Genomic DNA, 17,608 nt, shown 5'->3' with positions numbered 1-17,608 from the left:
TCTTACTATAGAGGAAACTTTTCAGAATGAACATATTTCAGCTTAAAATGAAGAAAAAACAAACGAAAACTGACATGAATAGTCACTCTTCGTTTGTTTTTTTACTCTAGTCTAATTCGCCGTTTCCATTTTCGGCAATAATTTTTTTGTACCACTCGAAAGAATCTTTGCGATAACGCTTCAGACTGCCTTGGCCTTGATCGTCTTGATCGACATAGATGAAGCCGTAGCGTTTGGACATTTGTGAGGTGCCGCAGCTGATTAAATCAATACAACCCCAAGTAGTGTAGCCCATCAAATCCACACCATCTTCAATCGCTTCTTTCATTTGAGCAACATGTTTTTTCAAATAATCAATGCGATAATCGTCATGCACTTTCCCGTCTTTAGTTAATTCATCCTTTGCTCCCAAGCCGTTTTCACAAACAAATAAAGGCAGACGATAACGATCATAGAGCTTCATCAATGAAATCCGTAAACCAATTGGATCAATCGGCCAATCCCACTGGGACAGCTCAAGATACTCATTTTTAATGGGGCTATCGAAGGAACCTGCTAGTTCGGCCGCATCTTCTCTCGCCTCGGTTACGTGAGACATATAGTAACTAATTGCAACAAAGTCAACGGTTCCTTCCTGCAAAACTTTTTCGTCATCGGCTTCCATCACCAGCTTAATCTGATTATCAGCAAAATAACGGGCCATATAAGACGGATATTCTCCCCGGGCTTGAACATCTGGATAAAGCATATTCAATTGATTAGATTTTAATGCTTGCAGCTGATCTTCTGGTTTAGTCGTTTTAGCATAAGACTCAATTTGATTAATCATACAACCAATTTTTGCTTCTGGCATAATTGTATGTGCCTGCTTCACAGCTAAGGCACTAGCCACAAATTGATGATGAGAAGCTTGATAGGTTACCTGCATTTTTTCCTCAGGATCAATTAAATCTTCTAAAATCCCTGCTCCAGTATACAAACTATTCAAATTCATATTCATTTCATTAAAGGTAATCCAGTACTTCACTTTACCTTTGTAACGATCAAACAATACCCCTGCAAATTTTTCAAATAATGGAATCAACTCACGGCTTGCCCAACCATTGTAGGTTTCCGTCAAGGCGATGGGCATTTCATAGTGGGAGATAGTTACCAACGGTTCAATGCCATATTTTAGGCACTCATCGATCACCTTGTCATAAAAAGCTAAACCAGCTTCGTTGGGTGCGTCTTCCATACCGGTTGGGAAAATCCGCGCCCAAGAAATAGAGAAGCGGAAGGTTTTGAAGCCCATCTCCGCAAATAGTGCGATATCCTCTTGGTAACGATGATAAAAATCAATGCCCCAACGTTTCGGGAATAAGTATTTTTCTGGATTCGCTTTATACGCTGCTAGTTCCTTTGAGGTCACATTAAAGGTAAAATTGTCAATCTTTTCTCCTTGATAGGGGTCCTTATAAGCCGCAAAATCTGAAGTAGACAAGCCTTTGCCATCCTCTAAATAAGCCCCTTCTATCTGATTGGCCGCAGTTGCGCCGCCCCATAAAAAATCCTTTGGAAAACCTGTTTGCATTTCTTTCATTAAAATTTCCTCCTCTTTTTATCTAAAATCAATTGATCCCAATAATTAAATCATCTTTTCCTGATAACACCTTGCCCGTTGTAACTGCGGAAACTAAATCCAGAAAATCTGCTGTGTTAGTTACAACGACTGGTGAATATAAACTCATACCGGCTGCCTGAATTTTTTCGATATCAAACTGCAGCAGGGTATCCCCCAATTTGATGGAGTCGCCCTCATTGACTTCTCTCGAAAAGCCTTCTCCTTTTAAATCAACTGTATCAATTCCGATATGAATCAGCAGTTCTACTCCATCGGTTGAAGTTATCCCAATAGCATGATTCGTTTCTGTTGTCAGCGTGACTACGCCATCAAAAGGTGCAACTACCTTTCCTTCGCTAGGAATGATACCCACGCCCTTTCCCACCAGCTCTCCTGCAAAAGTCGCATCTGGACAATCAGCTAGCTGCTTCACTTCACCAGTGATAGGAGCCACAATATGGGTAGGACCTCCACTTCTAGCAACCACTTCACTAGCTGGCGTTTCTTTAACTTCAGTTTCTTCAAACTTCAAAATCCAAGTCATTATAAAAGAAACGGCAAAGCTGGCAAACACGCCAACTAAAGCAAAGATAAAGTTGTTTGAAACTTCATCTAAGTATGTTGGCAAAGCCAACACACCTGGCACAGTAAAACTTAGTGCCTTTACAGTAAAGGAACCAAAGATCGCACCACCGACTGCTCCACCGATTAGGCTAGCATAAAATGGTTTCTTCAGCTTCATGGTTACACCATAAATCGCCGGTTCAGTAATCCCAAACATCGCAGGCACAAAAGCCGAAAAAGCCACTTGCTTCATCTTGGAATCCTTCGTTTTGAAGAAAACACCCAAGGTAGCACCAGCCTGTGCCATATTAGAAACCAAACTCATTGGCAGCAGCATGATGTCGTAACCAAACTTTTCGAAGCTGGCAAAGGAGCCTGGGAAGAAGGCATAATGCATGCCGGTAATCACAATCAGCGGCATTAATCCTCCCAATAACGCCCCTGCAAAAGGACCAGCTACATCAAACAACATCGTAAAGAAACGTTCCAAATAGGTTCCAATCATGGTTCCCAGCGGAGCAATAAATGTCAAAAGTAAGGGCGCAGTGATAATCAAACAAATCAGTGGCACAAATACAATGGTCAGTGAATTAGGTACGACCTTCTTAGCTAACCTTTCCACAAAGCTTAGCAGCCAAACACCTAAAATAATTGGTAAGACCGAAGAAGCGTAGCTGTTGCCCACTGGCACGTTCATAAAGCCTAGAAAGCTCAAGTTAGTAATTTCTGGATTATTAATCAGCTCTTGCCACGGATACATTAATACCCCAGCTAGAGCCACGGCCACAGAAGCACTGGTTTGGAATTTCTTCGCTGCTGAAAAAGCTACGAGAAAAGGCAGAAACTTGAAGGCAGCATCCGAAATCCCGTTTAAAATCAAGTAGGTGGCACTTTGATCCGACAGTAGGCTGGTAGCTATCAGAATCGCCATGAAGCCCTTCAGTAACCCACTTCCGATAATCGCTGGTAAAATTGGCGTAAATACTCCTGAGATAACATCAAAAACTCGTTCAATCAGATTCCCCTTCACTCCCTGCTGAGCACCTGCTTCTGGATTCAAGCCGAGAATTTTGCTGACCTCATTAAAGACATTGACTACCTCATTACCGATAATAATCTGAAATTGTCCTCCTTGATATTGGGCACCAATCACACCCTCCAGCTCTTTAATCTCCGTCAGATTTACCGCGTTTTTATCACGAACGTTAAAGCGCAGCCGAGTGATGCAATGCCAGCTTTGCGTGATATTGTTTTTCCCGCCCATTTTTTCAATGATGCTTTCCGCTAATTCTTTATTTGTCATCGTTTTATCCTCCCTTGTCAGCAAACAAAAAACCTAAACAAATACACTGCTCCCGCAGAATAGTTGTTTAGGTTAATGCCAATTATGTTACACACCTAGTTACGTTTATTCAGTTTTCATTTCAGAAACCACTCGTTCAATATGGATAATTAAATACACCATTTCATCATTACTAATTTGCATTTGATAGTCCTTTTTTAACATTTCCCGAACCATTAGGCCACAGGCATAGCTCATAGGATACTGAGCTTGAATAATTTCAAATAATTTATTATCTGAATGGGGCTTTAGTACTTTATTATGCAGCTGTCGATTCATGAAATAGCGGATATGGGTCACAAACCGCGAATAATTAATACTTTCCTTGTTCAGTGACACATCGTACAATGACTGGATAATTTTTACAATGCTTTTAGTAATTTCCGTGATTAACAAGGTTTCATCCATCGATTCCAAACCATCTTGGGCATTGACAAAATGCAACGCAATAAAGGAAGCCTCTAGTTTAGGCAGCTGGACACCGACTACTTGCTCGACAATCTCCAAGGCCATTTTCCCCAACTGATATTCCTTATAATAGAGAAATGGGATCTCCCATTGCAACGCGTTTTCTGGAATTACCTGATTCTCTTGGAAACGATCTACCGCTGACTGTAGATGGTCAGCTAATGAAACAATGATGCTGGCATTGAGCTTCTTGTTTAATGCCGCCTCTCCTTGTTCAATAATTTTCTCACAGGCAGTTAATACCTCTGGTGAGATCGCGTCAAAAAAAGTACTAAAATCTTGTTCCCGATCCTTTGCTTGAAAAGTTTTTATCACTAAACTTTGATCAACAATGTCCCCCTTCTTCATTCTGAAGCCAATACCTTTGCCAAACAATACAAATTCTTCTTGGTGTTCATCCACTGCCAAAACGAGATTGTTGTTTAGTGATTTTATCATCGAATAAATGTTGATCACCTCTTATCTTTATGGCCAGAAAAACAAAAAAACACCAAACTAAAGTAGTTATAACTACAGTAGATTTGGTGGTGCCTGATCGGATCAGTTACACTCCTCATATATCTGAATAAATCATAGCACGGTGAGAAAACGCTGTCAATCACTAATTTGAAAAATTTTTTTAATGGTATTTTTTCTAAACGATTTCCTGCCCTAAACTACGCCACAGAGCCATTTCCAATACTTCCTCAAACCGAAATTCGATATATTTTTAGTGAAAAGCGATATTTTTTTATCGATTATCGATATATTTTTGTTGACTTACTTTAAACAAAGGTATAAACTGTGTTCAAGGTTAACGTTTAACCAAAAAAAGGAGTGTATGACAATGAACGCAGAAAAAAATGTATATAAAGGTTTGAAAATTATTTTTAGTTTGGCAATTGGCTTAATGGTGATCGCGGCTGTCGCTGTGCTGGGGATGGCTTTCGTATTGCACACCTCTCAAGCTCAAAGTTTTATCCAATCTATTTTCGATGGTGACTTAATCTACGGAGCAAAAACTCCTATGCTGTTTGCCTCACCATTAATTATTGGCTCCCTGATGATTCTCTTTATTTTGAATGGTATCTTGTTCTACTTCACTCGCAGTTTCTTCAAAAATTTGGAAATGGATCGAATCTTCGTTTCCGAAAATGTAACTACTGCTAAAAAAGTTGCAGCTTTATTGCTGATCTTATCCTTTGCCAGCAGCTTGCCTGATGTAATGGCGCAGTTACAGGGCTTTAGTACGGGAGGATTCTCACTAGATCTAACCTATATGGTAGGGGCTGCCATCGTTTGGGCCTTAGCTAAGATTTTGGAAAGAGCTAATTTGATTGCTGAAGAAAACAAGTTGACAATCTGAGACTTTACAAGGAGGAAAACCAATGATTCAAGTAAATCTGGATGTCGTTTTAGCCAAGAATAAAATGCCCTCTGGCGAACTAGCCAAACGGGTTGGCATGTCCAATGCCAATATCTCCATTCTGAAGACTGGAAAGGCCAAGGCTATTCGCTTTTCTACCTTAAATGAAATTTGCAAGGTATTGAACTGCCAGCCAGGAGATATTTTGGAGTATATCGAAGATGAAGAATAGAAAAAATACCAGATGGAATGATTGCATTCCAGTCTGGTATTTTTTAGTCAAACAACGGCTCAATTTCAGTCTTAATTAACTCAATCCGATCCTCTGCTTCTGGGACAAACAAAGCTGAGATCGCTACGGCCAGCTGTTTTTGCGGATTTACATAAATCGTGTTTCCGCCATCGCCTAGTGCGGCAAAAGTTCCCTCTCCCAGTACCCACCATAGATACCCATAGTGAAGATTCATCTCCTTCCAGCAGCTATGCTCTCGAGTACTCTCTTCAATCCATTTTTTAGGCACCAGCTGCTGCTGGTTCCAAACACCCCCAGCCAAATATAGCTGGCCGATTTTTGCCATATCTTTAGTCGTCAAGGTTAGGCCCCACCCCGCCGTATTCACACCAGTCGGACCAGCTACCCACCCGCTGGTAGTGGTTGAATCATAAAAGGCCATCTGTTCTTCTTGGCTAGGAAAGGTGATTGCTTCGGCCACTGAAATGTCCATCGGGGCAAATAATTGTTCGCGAGCAAATTCTAAAACAGTTTGTCCGCTGACCTTTTCCAAAATACCGGATAAAATATCAGGACCAATTAATGGGGCGTATTGAAAGTCGCCAATTTTTCCATTACCGCCTAACATGTCTAATGAAAATTCCACCCAATCAAGACTAGTGAAATATTCTGGATAAGGATTCTGCTTTTCCTTATAAGGCGCTGTCATTGTCAGCAAGTCTCGTATAGTAACCTCTTGAATCATTTTTTCCTGTTGATCCACCTGGTAGTCCGGGAAAAACTCCAGCACTTTCTGATCAAGACTGCTGATATAGCCTTTGTCTAAAGCAATTCCGATCAATGCTGAAATGACACTTTTGGTAACTGAAAAAACATGGATAAAATTATCTGCGTCACAGTCGCCAAAATACTGTTCATAAACCAAATCCCCATTCTTTACTACAGCAATTCCTGCTGTGTTGCCATACGTTGTTTGAATCCTATTCTCTAAGGCCCTAAATTTTTCGTTCGTCATTTTCATTCCCCCGTTTCTGATCCTATGGTAAAGGTTCCAGTAAGGGGAAAGTCAACGAGAACTTTTATTGAGAAAAGATTACGCTAAGTCATCGCGTAAGGCATCAATGATATTTTCTTTTTTCAATTTGCTGACAGCATAAAACATGGTGATCAATACAATTAGAAAGACACTTGTCATACTAATTAATAGACTGCCCCAAGGAAACAGGAAGGATATTTCAGCGCCACCTGCAACCATTCCTTTATAGATCAACCACGCAATGATTGCTGCAGCAGGTATTCCCAACAGTAATGCCCGCAAGCCATACAGGGCACATTCAAAAAGCATCATCTTATTGAAGCCCCGATCGGACATTCCTACTGATCGCAGCATCGCTAATTCTCTTCTACGCAGCTTGATATTGGTCGAAATCGTATTGAATACATTGGCAACAGCAATTAAAGAAATCATTCCTACAAAGACATAGGCGAAAACATTGACTACGAAAATAATGTTGCGATTCTGATCGAAGATTTCTTTTGCATTGTACAAGGTATAAGCTGACGTGATCCCCTTTTGTTGAAGGATATTCTCCATTTCCTTCACCGATTGCGCTGGGCGGTCAGATAAGAAGGTCAAGCCTAATTGCTGCTGGATTCCGGCTGGAGAAAACTGTTCCTTCAGCTGATAAGGCGCCACAATCATAAAAACATCGGATTTACGTTCTCCCGGCTGGCTTGGCAGGGTATCCAGTGGAATGGTATCAACAAAGGTTACGTCCACCTGTTGCTGAGCAGCATTGGGAGCTTCTGTCTTAGGCGTTATTGTCAGTGTCTGTTTGTCCTGTGCAAATAAATCAATCAGCTCGCTTTTTCCATTCTTTGGTTTTCCAGCTTTGGACTTAGCCACTGCTGTCATTTTAGCATTTGTGCCCATGTATTCTTCCACTGGTAAATTCAAGCTTTGAAGAAATTTTCGGTACTCACGATCTTCGATAAATTGAATTGTCAGCGGAAACGTATGGGTTTGGGCTGTCGGCTCTTGCAGCTTGCTTCGATAAGCGGACGATAATTCTGTCGTAGGCACTACCGTAGAATAATTTACGTTAGCCTGATAAGAACTCGCGCTAACACCATCGACTGTTTTCAATTCATCATACAGCTGGAACAGTTGGTTTTCCGGCATATCTGGTGTGGTAAAAACCAAATCGTAATCACTGTCTACAACTGATTGTTCGGCAGCCTGCTGCAAATGCGCCCCAAAGGAACGAGCAGCTACAAACAATACCACACTCAAGGTTAATGACAGCACGATGCTGCGGTAACGTTTTTTGTTGCGTTTGAAATTTTTCAACGCCAAGGTTCCTTCTAAACCATACAACCTTTCAGCGAGCTTTGATGTTCGGATATTCTTTACTTCCAGCTTTACCTCATTCGTTTGACGAATGCTTTCCATTATAGGTGTATTTGCTGCTTTGCGTGCTGGTAAATAAGCTGAAATTAAAATAGTAATTAAGCTGATCAAGGCGGCAAAAAGCAGCACCGGTACTGAGAGGATTAATTTCAACGGCACATTGGCATACATAATGTTGCTAAAATTTCTAGCTACTAAGGAAATAACCAAACGAATGCTGCCCAGTCCAGCAAGCATCCCTAAAGGAATCCCAATTGCTCCAATACAAATCCCTTCAAACAGGACAGAATTACGCAGCTGTTTTGGTGTGGCCCCAACGGAGGAAAGAATCCCGAACTGCTGAGTACGTTCATTCAGAGAAATGACGAAGGAATTATAAATCAGAAAAATCGAACCCACCATTACCAGCAGCACTAATATTCCGCCAACCGAAAAGAGCAGTGTATTAAAAATCGTGTCCTCAGATAATCCCATAAAGCGCAGCACGTTTTCATTTAAAACGTAAGAATTTTTACCTGCGACCTTTTCTGCATAGTCTTTCACCATTCTTGGATTCTTCAGGGTGACAAATGCATTACGGCTAATCGCTGGGACGGCCGGATCAGCTGCTGTGATTAAGGTATAGCCCGGTGCAGTGAATTCCTCAAAGCTAGGACGTTGGCAAATTCCCACAACCTTGTAGGTTTTCGTCATTTTGGGTACCAGTTTTTCTTTGAATGCTCCAGGCTCTCCTTCAATTGAGTATGGATCATGTTGCCCGAGAACTTGATTTTCCTGTCTTCGTTCGCCAAGATCCAAGGTAATGCTGTCTCCTACTGCAATGTGCACGCCACCATTTGAGGCCAAATGCTCAGGAATAAGAACCTCACTGCTATTCTTTGGCAATCGACCAGAAACTAACTGAAGCGGTAGCTGTTCAAAGGTCGACTGATTAAAACCAGCCATAAACAAATAGGGCTTATTAGGATTTTTCCCATCAGACAAAGAAGCATAGCCTAGATTTTCAAAAGTAGTGAGACTAGCTACTTCGTCATTATGCTCTTGCTTTTCCACAAAAGAAGCCGTTGCGTCAGGAAAAGACACGTGCCAGCTGCCATATTTTTCACTGGCTCCTCGTATCGTGTAATCCTGCAGTGACAGCGCGAAGGTTGCTACCGCGGTAATCATCGCCGCTGACAAAGCAACACCAATGATTGTAACTAACGTACGTGTCCGGCTTTTCTTCATACTTTCCATGGTTACCTTATTGAAAATACTCATGGACGCACCGTCCGCTCATCTCGCACCACTTTACCATCAGAAATCCCAATGATCCGATCAGCCTGCAACGCAATGCTCTCATCATGAGTAACCACGATTAAGGTTTGTCCATACTTGCGGTTACTAAGCTTCAGCAATTGGATAATTTCGTGCCCATTTCGGCTGTCCAAGCTGCCTGTTGGTTCATCCGCCAGCATAACCGCTGGAGCATTCATCAATGCCCGCCCCACCGAAACGCGCTGCTGTTGACCGCCCGAAAGCTGATTGGGCAAATGATTTTGCCTTTTTTCCAGACCCAACAGCTCTAATAATTCCTTCAACCGCTCTTGATTTACCCTTCGTTTATCCATTAGCACTGGCAAAGTAATATTTTCAACTACGTTCAATGTGGGAATCAAATTATGAAATTGATAAATCAAGCCCACCTGCCGGCGCCGAAAAATTGCCAGCTTTTCGTTCGTTTGCGCATAAACATCCTGTCCATCAACGTACACTTTTCCACTAGTGGGCACATCTACCCCACCAATAATATGCAGCAGGGTTGATTTCCCTGAACCGGAAGAACCAATAATAGCAACAAATTCCCCCTTCTCAATCGTCAGTGAAACCCCATCTAAGGCGGCGACTTGATTTTCTCCCGTGCCATAAATCTTCCTTACATTTTCAATTCTCAAAAGCTCCATGATAGGCGGCTCCTTTCTTTTCTTTTATCATAGAACCTCTAGCTTGCAACCAAGTGACTTTAAAGTGAGAGATTCGTCACTTTGGAAAACGGAGAACAAAAAGCGCGCCACCCTGCGGATGATTCTGAGCAGTAATCGTTCCATTTTGGCGAGTAATAATCATTTTGCAAAGCGCCAAGCCAATTCCATAGCCCGTGGCTTGATCCTTTTCTCCCCGATAAAACCGTTCAAACACATGCGGTAAATCCGCCTGCCGAAACCCATGACCACTATCATGAATCCTCAGCTCAGTGAACAGTGGATTGTCACTGCAGGTTAGCTCAATTTGGCCGCCTTCATCCAAGCTTTCCATACAATTTTTTAAAATATTCTGCAAGGCCTCTGACAACCAGCCCGGATCGCCAGTGATTGTAACCGTTGCTGGAACTTCCAGCTGAATTCGAATGCTTCGCAGCTCCATTGGAATAGCTAAAGGCCGCAATGCCGTTTGAAGCAACGTATTCATAGCAATAGTTTCATTTTGGAACGTCACCACTCCAGCATCCAAACGAGAAATTTTCAACAAAGAGGTTAAGAGCCAATCCATCCGCAGCAGTAAATCTTCAGTTTCCCGTACCAAAACCTTGCGCTCCTTTTGATCAGTTGTATCTTCCAGCAGCGACAACGCTAGATTGGCGGAAGTCAATGGCGTGCGGAGCTGATGAGCTACGTCGGCCAAAGAATCTGCTAAATGTGTTTTTTCTTTTTTTAGAGCCGCATTTTGTTCGCGGATTCGCTGCGTCATTTTAGTAATTTCACTTTGTAAAATCGACAGTTCTCCCTCCTGCAGCTCGTTCATGAATAACCGTTCCTCATTGTGCAGCACCAGATCAATTTGATGGGAAATGCGGGCGATGCTTTGATAGCGTTTTTGAGTAAAGATAAAAAAGACCACGCTGAAAACAACGGCTGAAATCAGCAGTAAGCTGCCAGCCGCCGGACTTATTTTCCAGCCAACGATGGTAAAAACGAGCGTTAGTCCGCCAAGCACTAAAAGCAACCAGCGAAATTCTTTATTTCGGAGCATGATCTCTGCCTCCTAAACGATAGCCGGTTCCCCGAACCGTTAAAATCAGCTGCGGTTTAGCAGGATCATCCTCAATCTTTTCCCGCAGCCGTTTAATGTAAACAGTCAAGGTATTGTCATTAACAAATTCGCCAGCAGCGTCCCAAAGTTCATCCAACAGCCGCGCTCTAGGAATGATACTTGTCGGATTGTTAATAAACACCAACAGCAGACGATACTCTAAAGCGGAAAGAAATACTTCGTTGCCGCCCTTTTTTACAACTCCACTGGCGGTGTCTACCTGTACGTTTTGGATTTCAAAAGCAACTGGGATGCCGCTAGTCTTGCGCAAGGCATTTTTGATGCGAGCAACTAACTCTCTCGGTCGAAACGGCTTTGTGATATAGTCATCCGCTCCCATGTTCAGTCCGGTTACTACACTGGCTTCATCATCTGAAGCTGTCAGAAAAATAACCGGAATCGTTTGAAACTCTTTCACTTCAGTACATACGGTGAACCCATTTCCATCTGGCAAAGAGATGTCGATCAACGCCAAATCAAACCGCTGAACAGGCAACAATTTCAATGCTTCCTTGCGGGTAGCGGCATGCGTAACTGCAAAACCCTCTGTGCGTAATAACAGCATCAAATTTTTAGCAATCGTCTGATCATCCTCAACGAGAAAAATATGTGTCATAAGTAGTCTCCCCTGTCTATATCTAAACTGGTCTTGATGGCAAGCAGCTTCTTTTTAAGTATAGCATGGGGTTAGATTTCACAGCAAAATCCGTATACAGAAAAAAAGACCCGAACGATCCGTTCCGATCTTGATTAGCTTTAGTCATTTTCCGAGTGAAAAATAGTCAACACAGTTGTCATTTTAGTAAAGAACCGATAGAACAAAGACGCCTTAAGACAGCGATAGGAGTGGAAAAGAGAGTGTTTGTCAAATTTTTTCGACGCCTTCATTTATCGGTTCATAATTAAGTTACGCAAAAAAAGGGAAAACCATTTTTATTCCCCAAAATATTTAGCACATTACTCATTGAAAAAAGCGTGCCCAATGCAATCAATTTTATTAATCAATCAGTTCAGTCAGTCCAACATGGCTGGTCACAGATTTATCGAGGAAACAGCACCAATTTATCACGAGCACTTCAAATGCTGCGCAATGGTTGTTTGCAAACAGTGGCTGAGCCCCTTCCTTTTGATCGAGAAATCGCTGGAGTAGGGCCGCTGCTTTCTATGGGTGAAGCAGCATCCTGACGAGAAACTGGGATTAATTCCTTGAACTGAAGGTGGCAGCACAAGGAGAGAACTGCTACTTTTTCACCGCAGAAGGTTTAACTGCCAACCCTGACGGCATTCACCTGAATGCAATTTCACAGCGGAAATTGGGCTTGCGATACTATCAAGCTTTCTCCAAAAAACAATCTGTGTTTAAGCCTTTGGACAACGAAGAGAAATGGCAGGAACAGCTGGAGGAAGCACCTACAGCCACTATCGAAATGTGCTTGCTTAGCAAGAAATTTGTCTTAGGCAAAATCAGCCAGGAAGAATTCTTTCAAGCAGCTGGGAAGCTGATGTAGGATAAATAGGTGAACGCCGAGGAAAATGAATCCTCGGCGTTTTTCCAATTACTTATTGTTTATCCGTTCGTTCAAATCAATGATGCCTTCTTTCCCAACTTGAACAACCTCACTAAAATCTAGTTCGGCTGTACGTGATTGAGTGTATTCCAACACCATCGGCAAATTCATGCCGGTAATGATCTGCACCCGGTCCTTATACTCTTTTGTGTTCAGCAGTTGTGCAGCCACATTGGAAGGAGTACCAAAAGCCAAATCGCAGAAGACAACCACTCCTTGCCCTGTATCTGCAGCATCAACCGCAGCTTTTAATTTCTGACTAAATTCCTGGATATCCTGTTCCAGCTCCAAGGATAATGCCTCAACCTGTTCCAAATTCCCGCAAAAAAGTTCTAAAGCCTCCAACACTCCCTGTGAAATGGTCGCATGTCCAATTAATAGTATTCCTTTCATTCGCAATCCTTTCTTTAAACAATCCCTAAAAATGACAAAGCAACAGAAGCAATGATCGTTCCAAAAATAATCTTAGAAATACTCAAATTTTTCTTATTGATCAAATAATAAAATAGAAGCAAGGTCAGCAATGCAAATAATCCTGGGATTAAGCGATCAATATTCTCTTGAATCAGCATCTCCGTTTCACCAAATTTGACAGACAGAACGGTTTCCAGTCTAACCATAGAAGCTGTCAAGGCACCCATCATCATCATGCCCAAGATATTTGCTCCTTCAAGCACATCCGTCATGGTTCTAGAAGACAGTACATCCTTGATAGCCTCTCTTCCTTTGCTGTAAGTTAAATTGGTGGTAAGAAATAATTCAGTCATTAAAATAAAATTTCCTAAAAACAGCATGACTAAACCAAAATAGGAACCGCTGACTGCTAACGTACTAGCTGCTAGAATACATAATGTTTGGAGAGTCCCTGCACTAAACGAATCTCCAAAGGCAGCTACCGGCCCCATTAATCCGGTTTTGATCCCAATAATTGACTGACCAGTAACACCTCCACCATTAGCCTTGTCTTCTTCCATCGCCAGAACGGTCCCCAAGATTAACCCCCCTGCGGTAGCATTTGTATTAAACAACTCCAAGTGCCTCTGCAATGCTTCTTTCAAATCTTCTTTATTCTTATACAGCTTTTTTAAGACAGGGATGAGTGCATAAGTAAACGCAACTGATTGCATACGTTCATAATTTAAGGGCATTTCGGTTGAGAAATACCATCTGAACATCGTCTTTCTAATATCACTCTTCGTTAATTTAACGCTCTCCTCTTTCGACATGTTTATCCCCCTATCAGTTCCGTGATCTGTCTGCGATTCATCACAATAATCACTGCTATTGAAATAGCTGCTACTCCTGTAACTAAATTATTCATTCCTAAAACAGAAACACAAATGAAGCCGATAATAATATATGGAATCAATCGCGGCTTTCCAATCGAGTTAATAATTAAAGCAAACCCTACGGCTGGCAGCACACCTCCGGCAACCTCCAAACCATGCATGATCCACTCCGGAATGAAGTCTAATATTCCCAGCATTGCATCTTGACCAAATAGAACAACAACGAAAACCGGTACAAATAATAACAAAAACGATGTGGCTGCTGGATATAGAATGGCCGTTCGCTCAATCCCTCGCGTATCAATCTGTTCTGCAAATTCATCTGCCTTATGGACTAGAGGAACATTGATAATCTTACGCAGATTCAATAATTGTGCTCCTAAAAGTCCTAAAGGAACCGCAAATGCGATGGCCTGCTCTACTGACAAGTTAGTTCTCAAAGCAATAGGAATCATTGTTGCTGCTGCCATTCCTTGATCCGTCGGCAAATTCCCGCCTGGTGCAATAATTCCTGCAAACACCGCAGCAATCCCTCCACCAATGATAAGCCCCTTAGATACATCACCAAAAACCGCTCCAGCAATTAAACCAATAAAGATTGGATTACCAATGAAGAAAAGCGCAAAATAACCACCAATCATCCCACGACTAACCCAGTAAAGGAGGGCCATCAAAAAAGCCATCAGTAAATTGTTATCCATATTTTCTCCTCCAAATTTTATAGTTTGTTCTGAATGCTATCCAAAGTCAGCTTGTCATTTTCGGGGATCGGCTGAATATAAACATCTAAGCCTGTCTTCTTCATTTCCTGCAATACTTCAAATTCATCTTTAGATAACGCAACTCCCTGGGTTATAGAATGACGCTCTTTCGCACTCGGCACCGCACCGACATTCAATTCCGCAAGTTCGATGTTTGCATCAAATATACGCTTAGCAGTAGCTACATCCCGAAAAATGAGCATCACTTGATCATTCTTACGATCCAGCGCTTCTTGAAGATCATCTACCGCAACTATCTCAACTTCATTTCCTGGAGCAGCCATTTTATAAATATCGCTCATGAACTCATCTTTTAACAATTCATCATCTGCAACAATCAAGCGATTCACTGGTCGAAACTTAATCCATTTTGCTACCACCTGTCCATGGATTAGTCGATAGTCAATTCTTACCATTTTTTGAGTAGCCATCTTTTACTCCCCCATTTCATTAAATCGCAACCGTTTTGCCTTCTTCTAGGCTTTGATGAATCGCTGCGGTAATTTTCGCTGCCTGCAGTCCATCGTAGCCAGTGGCTAGAAAGTCTGAGCCCTTCAACAAACTATCTACAAAATCATTGATTGGTTCTGCACCAAAACCGACAACCTTCCCATTGAAATCATTAAAGAAAAATACATTTGGTGTATGGGTCTTATCACTATCTACCATTTCTACCCCTCGATTTTGATTATTGATGCGAATATACTTTTCTGATGTCAGAATAGTTGTTCTGCTATCATTCGCCTTAGCAAATCCCGAAGGCAGCACCCATGAATTTTCCAATAGCCATGTACAACCATTTTCAAAGGTTATCATTGATTGAACACTGTCGTAAGTATCCACCCCCATGCTTGGCAGTAGTTTTTTTGATCCCACCGCACGAACCTCAGTTGCCTCACAGCCCATGTACCAACGCATTAAGTCTGCACAATGAATACCTAAAAAGCTAATGGGGTCAGAGGAATTGCCCCATTTGAACCATTTAGTTGGAACATCAATCGTGTCATCCATATTCATGTATCCACGGATTGGATAATGCTCCCCTTCATTTAACTGATTATACGTATAGATTGCTGCAGGATCCCATCGCTTATGAAAATCAACCGCCACCCTTACCTTGTTCTTTTCAGCGGCTTCCAAAATCGCTTCACAATCTGGGACCGTAGTTGCTAAAGGCTTTTCAACTAAAATGTCTAATCCTTTGTTAATACACGCAAGAGCAGGTTCTAAGTGTAAGTGATCTGGCGTAGCAATAGAAACCGCATCCAATTTTTCATTTGACAACATTTCCTCAACAGAAGCATAAGTTTTTACTTTATATAGCGCTTCCACTTTTGCCCGAATTTCCTCACTAAAATCACAAACCGCTACTAACTCTACAGCCGGATTTTGGTTGTAGACATCCACATGATGAATTCCATAAATTCCTGCACCGACTACCGCTACTCTCAATTTTTGATCCAAACTATTCTCCTCCATTTTTTTAATTTTGGATTATTACTCCACAAATCCATAATAACCCCCTGGCGAGAGATTGTCAATATAAAATCAGCTATTTGACTGCCAACAAACATGGTACAATGTTATACGACAGATTAGTAAAGGAAGGATCGCATGAATATAATTGATCGCATTAATGATCTCTACCAGCAATTAACCAAATCAGAAAAAAAAGTCGCTGATTATATTGTTTCCAACCAAGACAAGGTTATCCACAACACAATGAGCGACTTGAGCCGATTGCTGGAAGTAGGAGATGCCACCATTATCCGACTATGTAAAAAACTAGGCTTAAATGGATTCACCGACTTAAAAATTTCTATTGCAAAAATGAATATCGGCTCAGCTCACGAACCCTTCGATAATTCATCCATGTTAAATAAGATTGATGATTCTCTTAAGCGAACGCATCAATACATCAATGAAGCTGACTTGGAAAAAGTAGTCGAGATGTTCAAAACGAAAAAGCATATTTACATTTTCGGCAAGGGACAAAGCGGTATGTCCGCTATGGATTTAGAAAAACTATTATTGCGCAACGGAGTACAATCGACGGCCTTAATAGATTCTGACTTTCAGGTGAATGCTGCTGCTGCGATGACTGAAGAGGATTTGCTGATTGCTTATTCACTAACTGGCAGAACGTCAGATTTAGTAGAGGCACTTTCAATTGCCAAGGAAAATGGTGCAACCATTATCGGTATTACAAACTATTTGCTATCACCCATCGCTCAGCTAAGTGATATCGTGCTGCAAAGTTCTTACGATGAATTTATCAGTTCTCCTGTTCCAGGTCGTATGAGTCAAATGTATCTTTCCGGCCTGTTAGTTGAGCTTTATGAAGATAAATATCGGGCAGAAGACATTTTAACAATTCGTGAAAAGACTCTGCGGACAATTATAAAAAGACGGCTGGAGGAATAGTTCCTGCCCAAAATATGAAGAAACCGGTGACGGGGTTTTATACCTTCACCGGTTTTTCAATAGGTAACTCCCGAACCCCCTACCAATTTCCTACTAATGAATGATCTTTATATTTTCTGACCAACAGCTGTTTATCTTGAGAAACAATCAAATTTACTGCTGTTTTCAATTTAGTCATGTCATAATGCTTCTTTTTTATTCGTTTGAAATCTCTTTTGAAAATTGGCGTCTCTCTAATTTTCATTGTTGGTCTTATCCCACCAATCCTCCACACTCGAAAACGTTTCTCCTTCACCATTTTCAGCCTGTTTTCTTGTCAGAATACTGTCAGGATCTTCTAAATGAGGTCGGAAGGGCACCCCCCCCCATCTCTTACTGTTTGCTTAAAAAAATAGTGACAGCTGTCGTCAAATCCATACCAAGTTCAGAAAAAACTTCTTTTGCTTGTTCTTTTAGTTTCTCATCAATACGGATGTTTAACCTAGATCCAGCCATACTCGACACTCCCTTTTCGCTGTTTATTATAATACGGA

General features: G+C 41.6%; 21 protein-coding genes. 5 read left to right on the top strand and 16 right to left on the bottom strand.

What is annotated here, in order from left to right:
* Nucleotides 1-106: 106 nt before the first annotated feature.
* From I588_RS05700 to I588_RS05690, 3 genes are all read right to left on the bottom strand, one after another.
* Nucleotides 107-1,582, bottom strand: coding sequence for a glycoside hydrolase family 1 protein (locus I588_RS05700; protein ID WP_010758015.1), 1,476 nt, complete (start codon nt 1,580-1,582; stop codon nt 107-109).
* A gap of 28 nt (nt 1,583-1,610) precedes the next feature.
* Complete coding sequence (locus I588_RS05695; RefSeq protein WP_010758014.1) at nt 1,611-3,470, bottom strand: beta-glucoside-specific PTS transporter subunit IIABC; 1,860 nt, start codon at nt 3,468-3,470, stop codon at nt 1,611-1,613.
* Between the two features lie 105 nt (nt 3,471-3,575).
* Complete coding sequence (locus I588_RS05690; protein ID WP_010758013.1) at nt 3,576-4,415, bottom strand: PRD domain-containing protein; 840 nt, start codon at nt 4,413-4,415, stop codon at nt 3,576-3,578.
* A 388-nt stretch (nt 4,416-4,803) separates the two neighbouring features.
* Here I588_RS05690 and I588_RS05685 point away from each other — a divergent pair, with 388 nt between their 5' ends.
* Both I588_RS05685 and I588_RS05680 read left to right on the top strand, forming a co-directional pair.
* On the top strand, nt 4,804-5,322 hold the full coding sequence (locus I588_RS05685; protein WP_010758012.1) for a DUF2975 domain-containing protein: 519 nt from the start codon (nt 4,804-4,806) through the stop codon (nt 5,320-5,322).
* 22 nt (nt 5,323-5,344) lie between these two features.
* Nucleotides 5,345-5,554, top strand: coding sequence for a helix-turn-helix domain-containing protein (locus tag I588_RS05680; RefSeq protein WP_010758011.1), 210 nt, complete (start codon nt 5,345-5,347; stop codon nt 5,552-5,554).
* A 43-nt stretch (nt 5,555-5,597) separates the two neighbouring features.
* On the opposite strand, the gene I588_RS05675 is transcribed toward I588_RS05680, so the two are convergent.
* The 5 genes from I588_RS05675 to I588_RS05655 all read right to left on the bottom strand — a co-directional run bounded on the left by I588_RS05675 (nt 5,598) and on the right by I588_RS05655 (nt 11,649).
* On the bottom strand, nt 5,598-6,569 hold the full coding sequence (locus I588_RS05675; protein ID WP_010758010.1) for a serine hydrolase domain-containing protein: 972 nt from the start codon (nt 6,567-6,569) through the stop codon (nt 5,598-5,600).
* A 78-nt stretch (nt 6,570-6,647) separates the two neighbouring features.
* On the bottom strand, nt 6,648-9,224 hold the full coding sequence (locus tag I588_RS05670) for an ABC transporter permease (protein ID WP_010758009.1): 2,577 nt from the start codon (nt 9,222-9,224) through the stop codon (nt 6,648-6,650).
* Nucleotides 9,221-9,907 carry an ABC transporter ATP-binding protein gene (locus I588_RS05665; RefSeq protein WP_010758008.1) on the bottom strand — a complete coding sequence of 229 codons (687 nt, stop codon included), beginning with the start codon at nt 9,905-9,907 and terminating at the stop codon, nt 9,221-9,223. Before I588_RS05665 ends, I588_RS05670 begins: the two co-directional genes overlap by 4 nt.
* Before the next feature lie 76 nt (nt 9,908-9,983).
* A complete protein-coding gene (locus I588_RS05660; RefSeq protein ID WP_010758007.1) occupies nt 9,984-10,973 on the bottom strand; it encodes a sensor histidine kinase in 990 nt (329 codons plus the stop codon).
* On the bottom strand, nt 10,960-11,649 hold the full coding sequence (locus tag I588_RS05655; RefSeq protein ID WP_010758006.1) for a response regulator transcription factor: 690 nt from the start codon (nt 11,647-11,649) through the stop codon (nt 10,960-10,962). Before I588_RS05655 ends, I588_RS05660 begins: the two co-directional genes overlap by 14 nt.
* 359 nt (nt 11,650-12,008) lie before the next feature.
* On the opposite strand from I588_RS05655, the gene I588_RS27840 reads away from it, so the two are divergent.
* Both I588_RS27840 and I588_RS27835 read left to right on the top strand, forming a co-directional pair.
* Complete coding sequence (locus I588_RS27840; RefSeq protein WP_245569589.1) at nt 12,009-12,218, top strand: hypothetical protein; 210 nt, start codon at nt 12,009-12,011, stop codon at nt 12,216-12,218.
* A gap of 32 nt (nt 12,219-12,250) precedes the next feature.
* Nucleotides 12,251-12,541 carry a hypothetical protein gene (locus I588_RS27835; protein WP_051130089.1) on the top strand — a complete coding sequence of 97 codons (291 nt, stop codon included), beginning with the start codon at nt 12,251-12,253 and terminating at the stop codon, nt 12,539-12,541.
* 48 nt (nt 12,542-12,589) lie between these two features.
* Here I588_RS27835 and I588_RS05645 read toward each other — a convergent pair whose 3' ends face one another.
* From I588_RS05645 to I588_RS05625, 5 genes are read right to left on the bottom strand one after another with little or no spacing between them, the layout of a single operon-like run.
* Nucleotides 12,590-12,994 carry a PTS sugar transporter subunit IIA gene (locus tag I588_RS05645; protein ID WP_010758005.1) on the bottom strand — a complete coding sequence of 135 codons (405 nt, stop codon included), beginning with the start codon at nt 12,992-12,994 and terminating at the stop codon, nt 12,590-12,592.
* 14 nt (nt 12,995-13,008) lie between these two features.
* Entirely contained in the window at nt 13,009-13,827 is an 819-nt protein-coding gene (locus tag I588_RS05640) for a PTS system mannose/fructose/sorbose family transporter subunit IID (protein ID WP_010758004.1), read from the bottom strand.
* 2 nt (nt 13,828-13,829) lie between these two features.
* Nucleotides 13,830-14,591, bottom strand: coding sequence for a PTS mannose/fructose/sorbose/N-acetylgalactosamine transporter subunit IIC (locus I588_RS05635; protein WP_010758003.1), 762 nt, complete (start codon nt 14,589-14,591; stop codon nt 13,830-13,832).
* A gap of 17 nt (nt 14,592-14,608) precedes the next feature.
* Complete coding sequence (locus tag I588_RS05630) at nt 14,609-15,082, bottom strand: PTS sugar transporter subunit IIB (RefSeq protein ID WP_010758002.1); 474 nt, start codon at nt 15,080-15,082, stop codon at nt 14,609-14,611.
* 19 nt (nt 15,083-15,101) lie between these two features.
* Nucleotides 15,102-16,115 carry a Gfo/Idh/MocA family protein gene (locus I588_RS05625; protein WP_010758001.1) on the bottom strand — a complete coding sequence of 338 codons (1,014 nt, stop codon included), beginning with the start codon at nt 16,113-16,115 and terminating at the stop codon, nt 15,102-15,104.
* Nucleotides 16,116-16,265: 150 nt separating this feature from the next.
* Here I588_RS05625 and I588_RS05620 point away from each other — a divergent pair, with 150 nt between their 5' ends.
* On the top strand, nt 16,266-17,075 hold the full coding sequence (locus tag I588_RS05620) for a MurR/RpiR family transcriptional regulator (protein WP_010758000.1): 810 nt from the start codon (nt 16,266-16,268) through the stop codon (nt 17,073-17,075).
* A gap of 79 nt (nt 17,076-17,154) precedes the next feature.
* Here I588_RS05620 and I588_RS26775 read toward each other — a convergent pair whose 3' ends face one another.
* From I588_RS26775 to I588_RS27830, 3 genes are read right to left on the bottom strand one after another with little or no spacing between them, the layout of a single operon-like run.
* Nucleotides 17,155-17,319, bottom strand: a complete 165-nt coding sequence (locus tag I588_RS26775) for a type II toxin-antitoxin system RelE/ParE family toxin (RefSeq protein ID WP_034693822.1) — start codon at nt 17,317-17,319, stop codon at nt 17,155-17,157.
* On the bottom strand, nt 17,309-17,434 hold the full coding sequence (locus tag I588_RS28025; RefSeq protein WP_282705539.1) for a hypothetical protein: 126 nt from the start codon (nt 17,432-17,434) through the stop codon (nt 17,309-17,311). Before I588_RS28025 ends, I588_RS26775 begins: the two co-directional genes overlap by 11 nt.
* Nucleotides 17,435-17,447: 13 nt before the next feature.
* Nucleotides 17,448-17,570, bottom strand: coding sequence for a type II toxin-antitoxin system RelB/DinJ family antitoxin (locus I588_RS27830; protein WP_010757998.1), 123 nt, complete (start codon nt 17,568-17,570; stop codon nt 17,448-17,450).
* Nucleotides 17,571-17,608 lie beyond the last annotated feature (38 nt).

The sequence above is a fragment of the Enterococcus pallens ATCC BAA-351 genome (genome assembly GCF_000407485.1).
In the GTDB taxonomy this organism is placed as follows: domain Bacteria; phylum Bacillota; class Bacilli; order Lactobacillales; family Enterococcaceae; genus Enterococcus_A; species Enterococcus_A pallens.
Note: the sequence above shows the minus strand (reverse complement) of the source record. Positions and strands in the feature narration are given on the sequence as shown.

Bases quoted from the DNA above. Each gene is read 5' to 3' on its own strand.
- I588_RS05700 (WP_010758015.1), bottom strand. From the start codon at position 1,582: ATGAAAGAAATGCAAACAGGTTTTCCAAAGGATTTTTTATGGGGCGGC.
- I588_RS05695 (WP_010758014.1), bottom strand. From the start codon at position 3,470: ATGACAAATAAAGAATTAGCGGAAAGCATCATTGAAAAAATGGGCGGG.
- I588_RS05690 (WP_010758013.1), bottom strand. From the start codon at position 4,415: ATGATAAAATCACTAAACAACAATCTCGTTTTGGCAGTGGATGAACAC.
- I588_RS05685 (WP_010758012.1), top strand. From the start codon at position 4,804: ATGAACGCAGAAAAAAATGTATATAAAGGTTTGAAAATTATTTTTAGT.
- I588_RS05680 (WP_010758011.1), top strand. From the start codon at position 5,345: ATGATTCAAGTAAATCTGGATGTCGTTTTAGCCAAGAATAAAATGCCC.
- I588_RS05675 (WP_010758010.1), bottom strand. From the start codon at position 6,569: ATGACGAACGAAAAATTTAGGGCCTTAGAGAATAGGATTCAAACAACG.
- I588_RS05670 (WP_010758009.1), bottom strand. From the start codon at position 9,224: ATGAGTATTTTCAATAAGGTAACCATGGAAAGTATGAAGAAAAGCCGG.
- I588_RS05665 (WP_010758008.1), bottom strand. From the start codon at position 9,907: ATGGAGCTTTTGAGAATTGAAAATGTAAGGAAGATTTATGGCACGGGA.
- I588_RS05660 (WP_010758007.1), bottom strand. From the start codon at position 10,973: ATGCTCCGAAATAAAGAATTTCGCTGGTTGCTTTTAGTGCTTGGCGGA.
- I588_RS05655 (WP_010758006.1), bottom strand. From the start codon at position 11,649: ATGACACATATTTTTCTCGTTGAGGATGATCAGACGATTGCTAAAAAT.
- I588_RS05645 (WP_010758005.1), bottom strand. From the start codon at position 12,994: ATGAAAGGAATACTATTAATTGGACATGCGACCATTTCACAGGGAGTG.
- I588_RS05640 (WP_010758004.1), bottom strand. From the start codon at position 13,827: ATGTCGAAAGAGGAGAGCGTTAAATTAACGAAGAGTGATATTAGAAAG.
- I588_RS05635 (WP_010758003.1), bottom strand. From the start codon at position 14,591: ATGGATAACAATTTACTGATGGCTTTTTTGATGGCCCTCCTTTACTGG.
- I588_RS05630 (WP_010758002.1), bottom strand. From the start codon at position 15,082: ATGGCTACTCAAAAAATGGTAAGAATTGACTATCGACTAATCCATGGA.
- I588_RS05620 (WP_010758000.1), top strand. From the start codon at position 16,266: ATGAATATAATTGATCGCATTAATGATCTCTACCAGCAATTAACCAAA.
- I588_RS26775 (WP_034693822.1), bottom strand. From the start codon at position 17,319: ATGAAAATTAGAGAGACGCCAATTTTCAAAAGAGATTTCAAACGAATA.
- I588_RS27830 (WP_010757998.1), bottom strand. From the start codon at position 17,570: ATGGCTGGATCTAGGTTAAACATCCGTATTGATGAGAAACTAAAAGAA.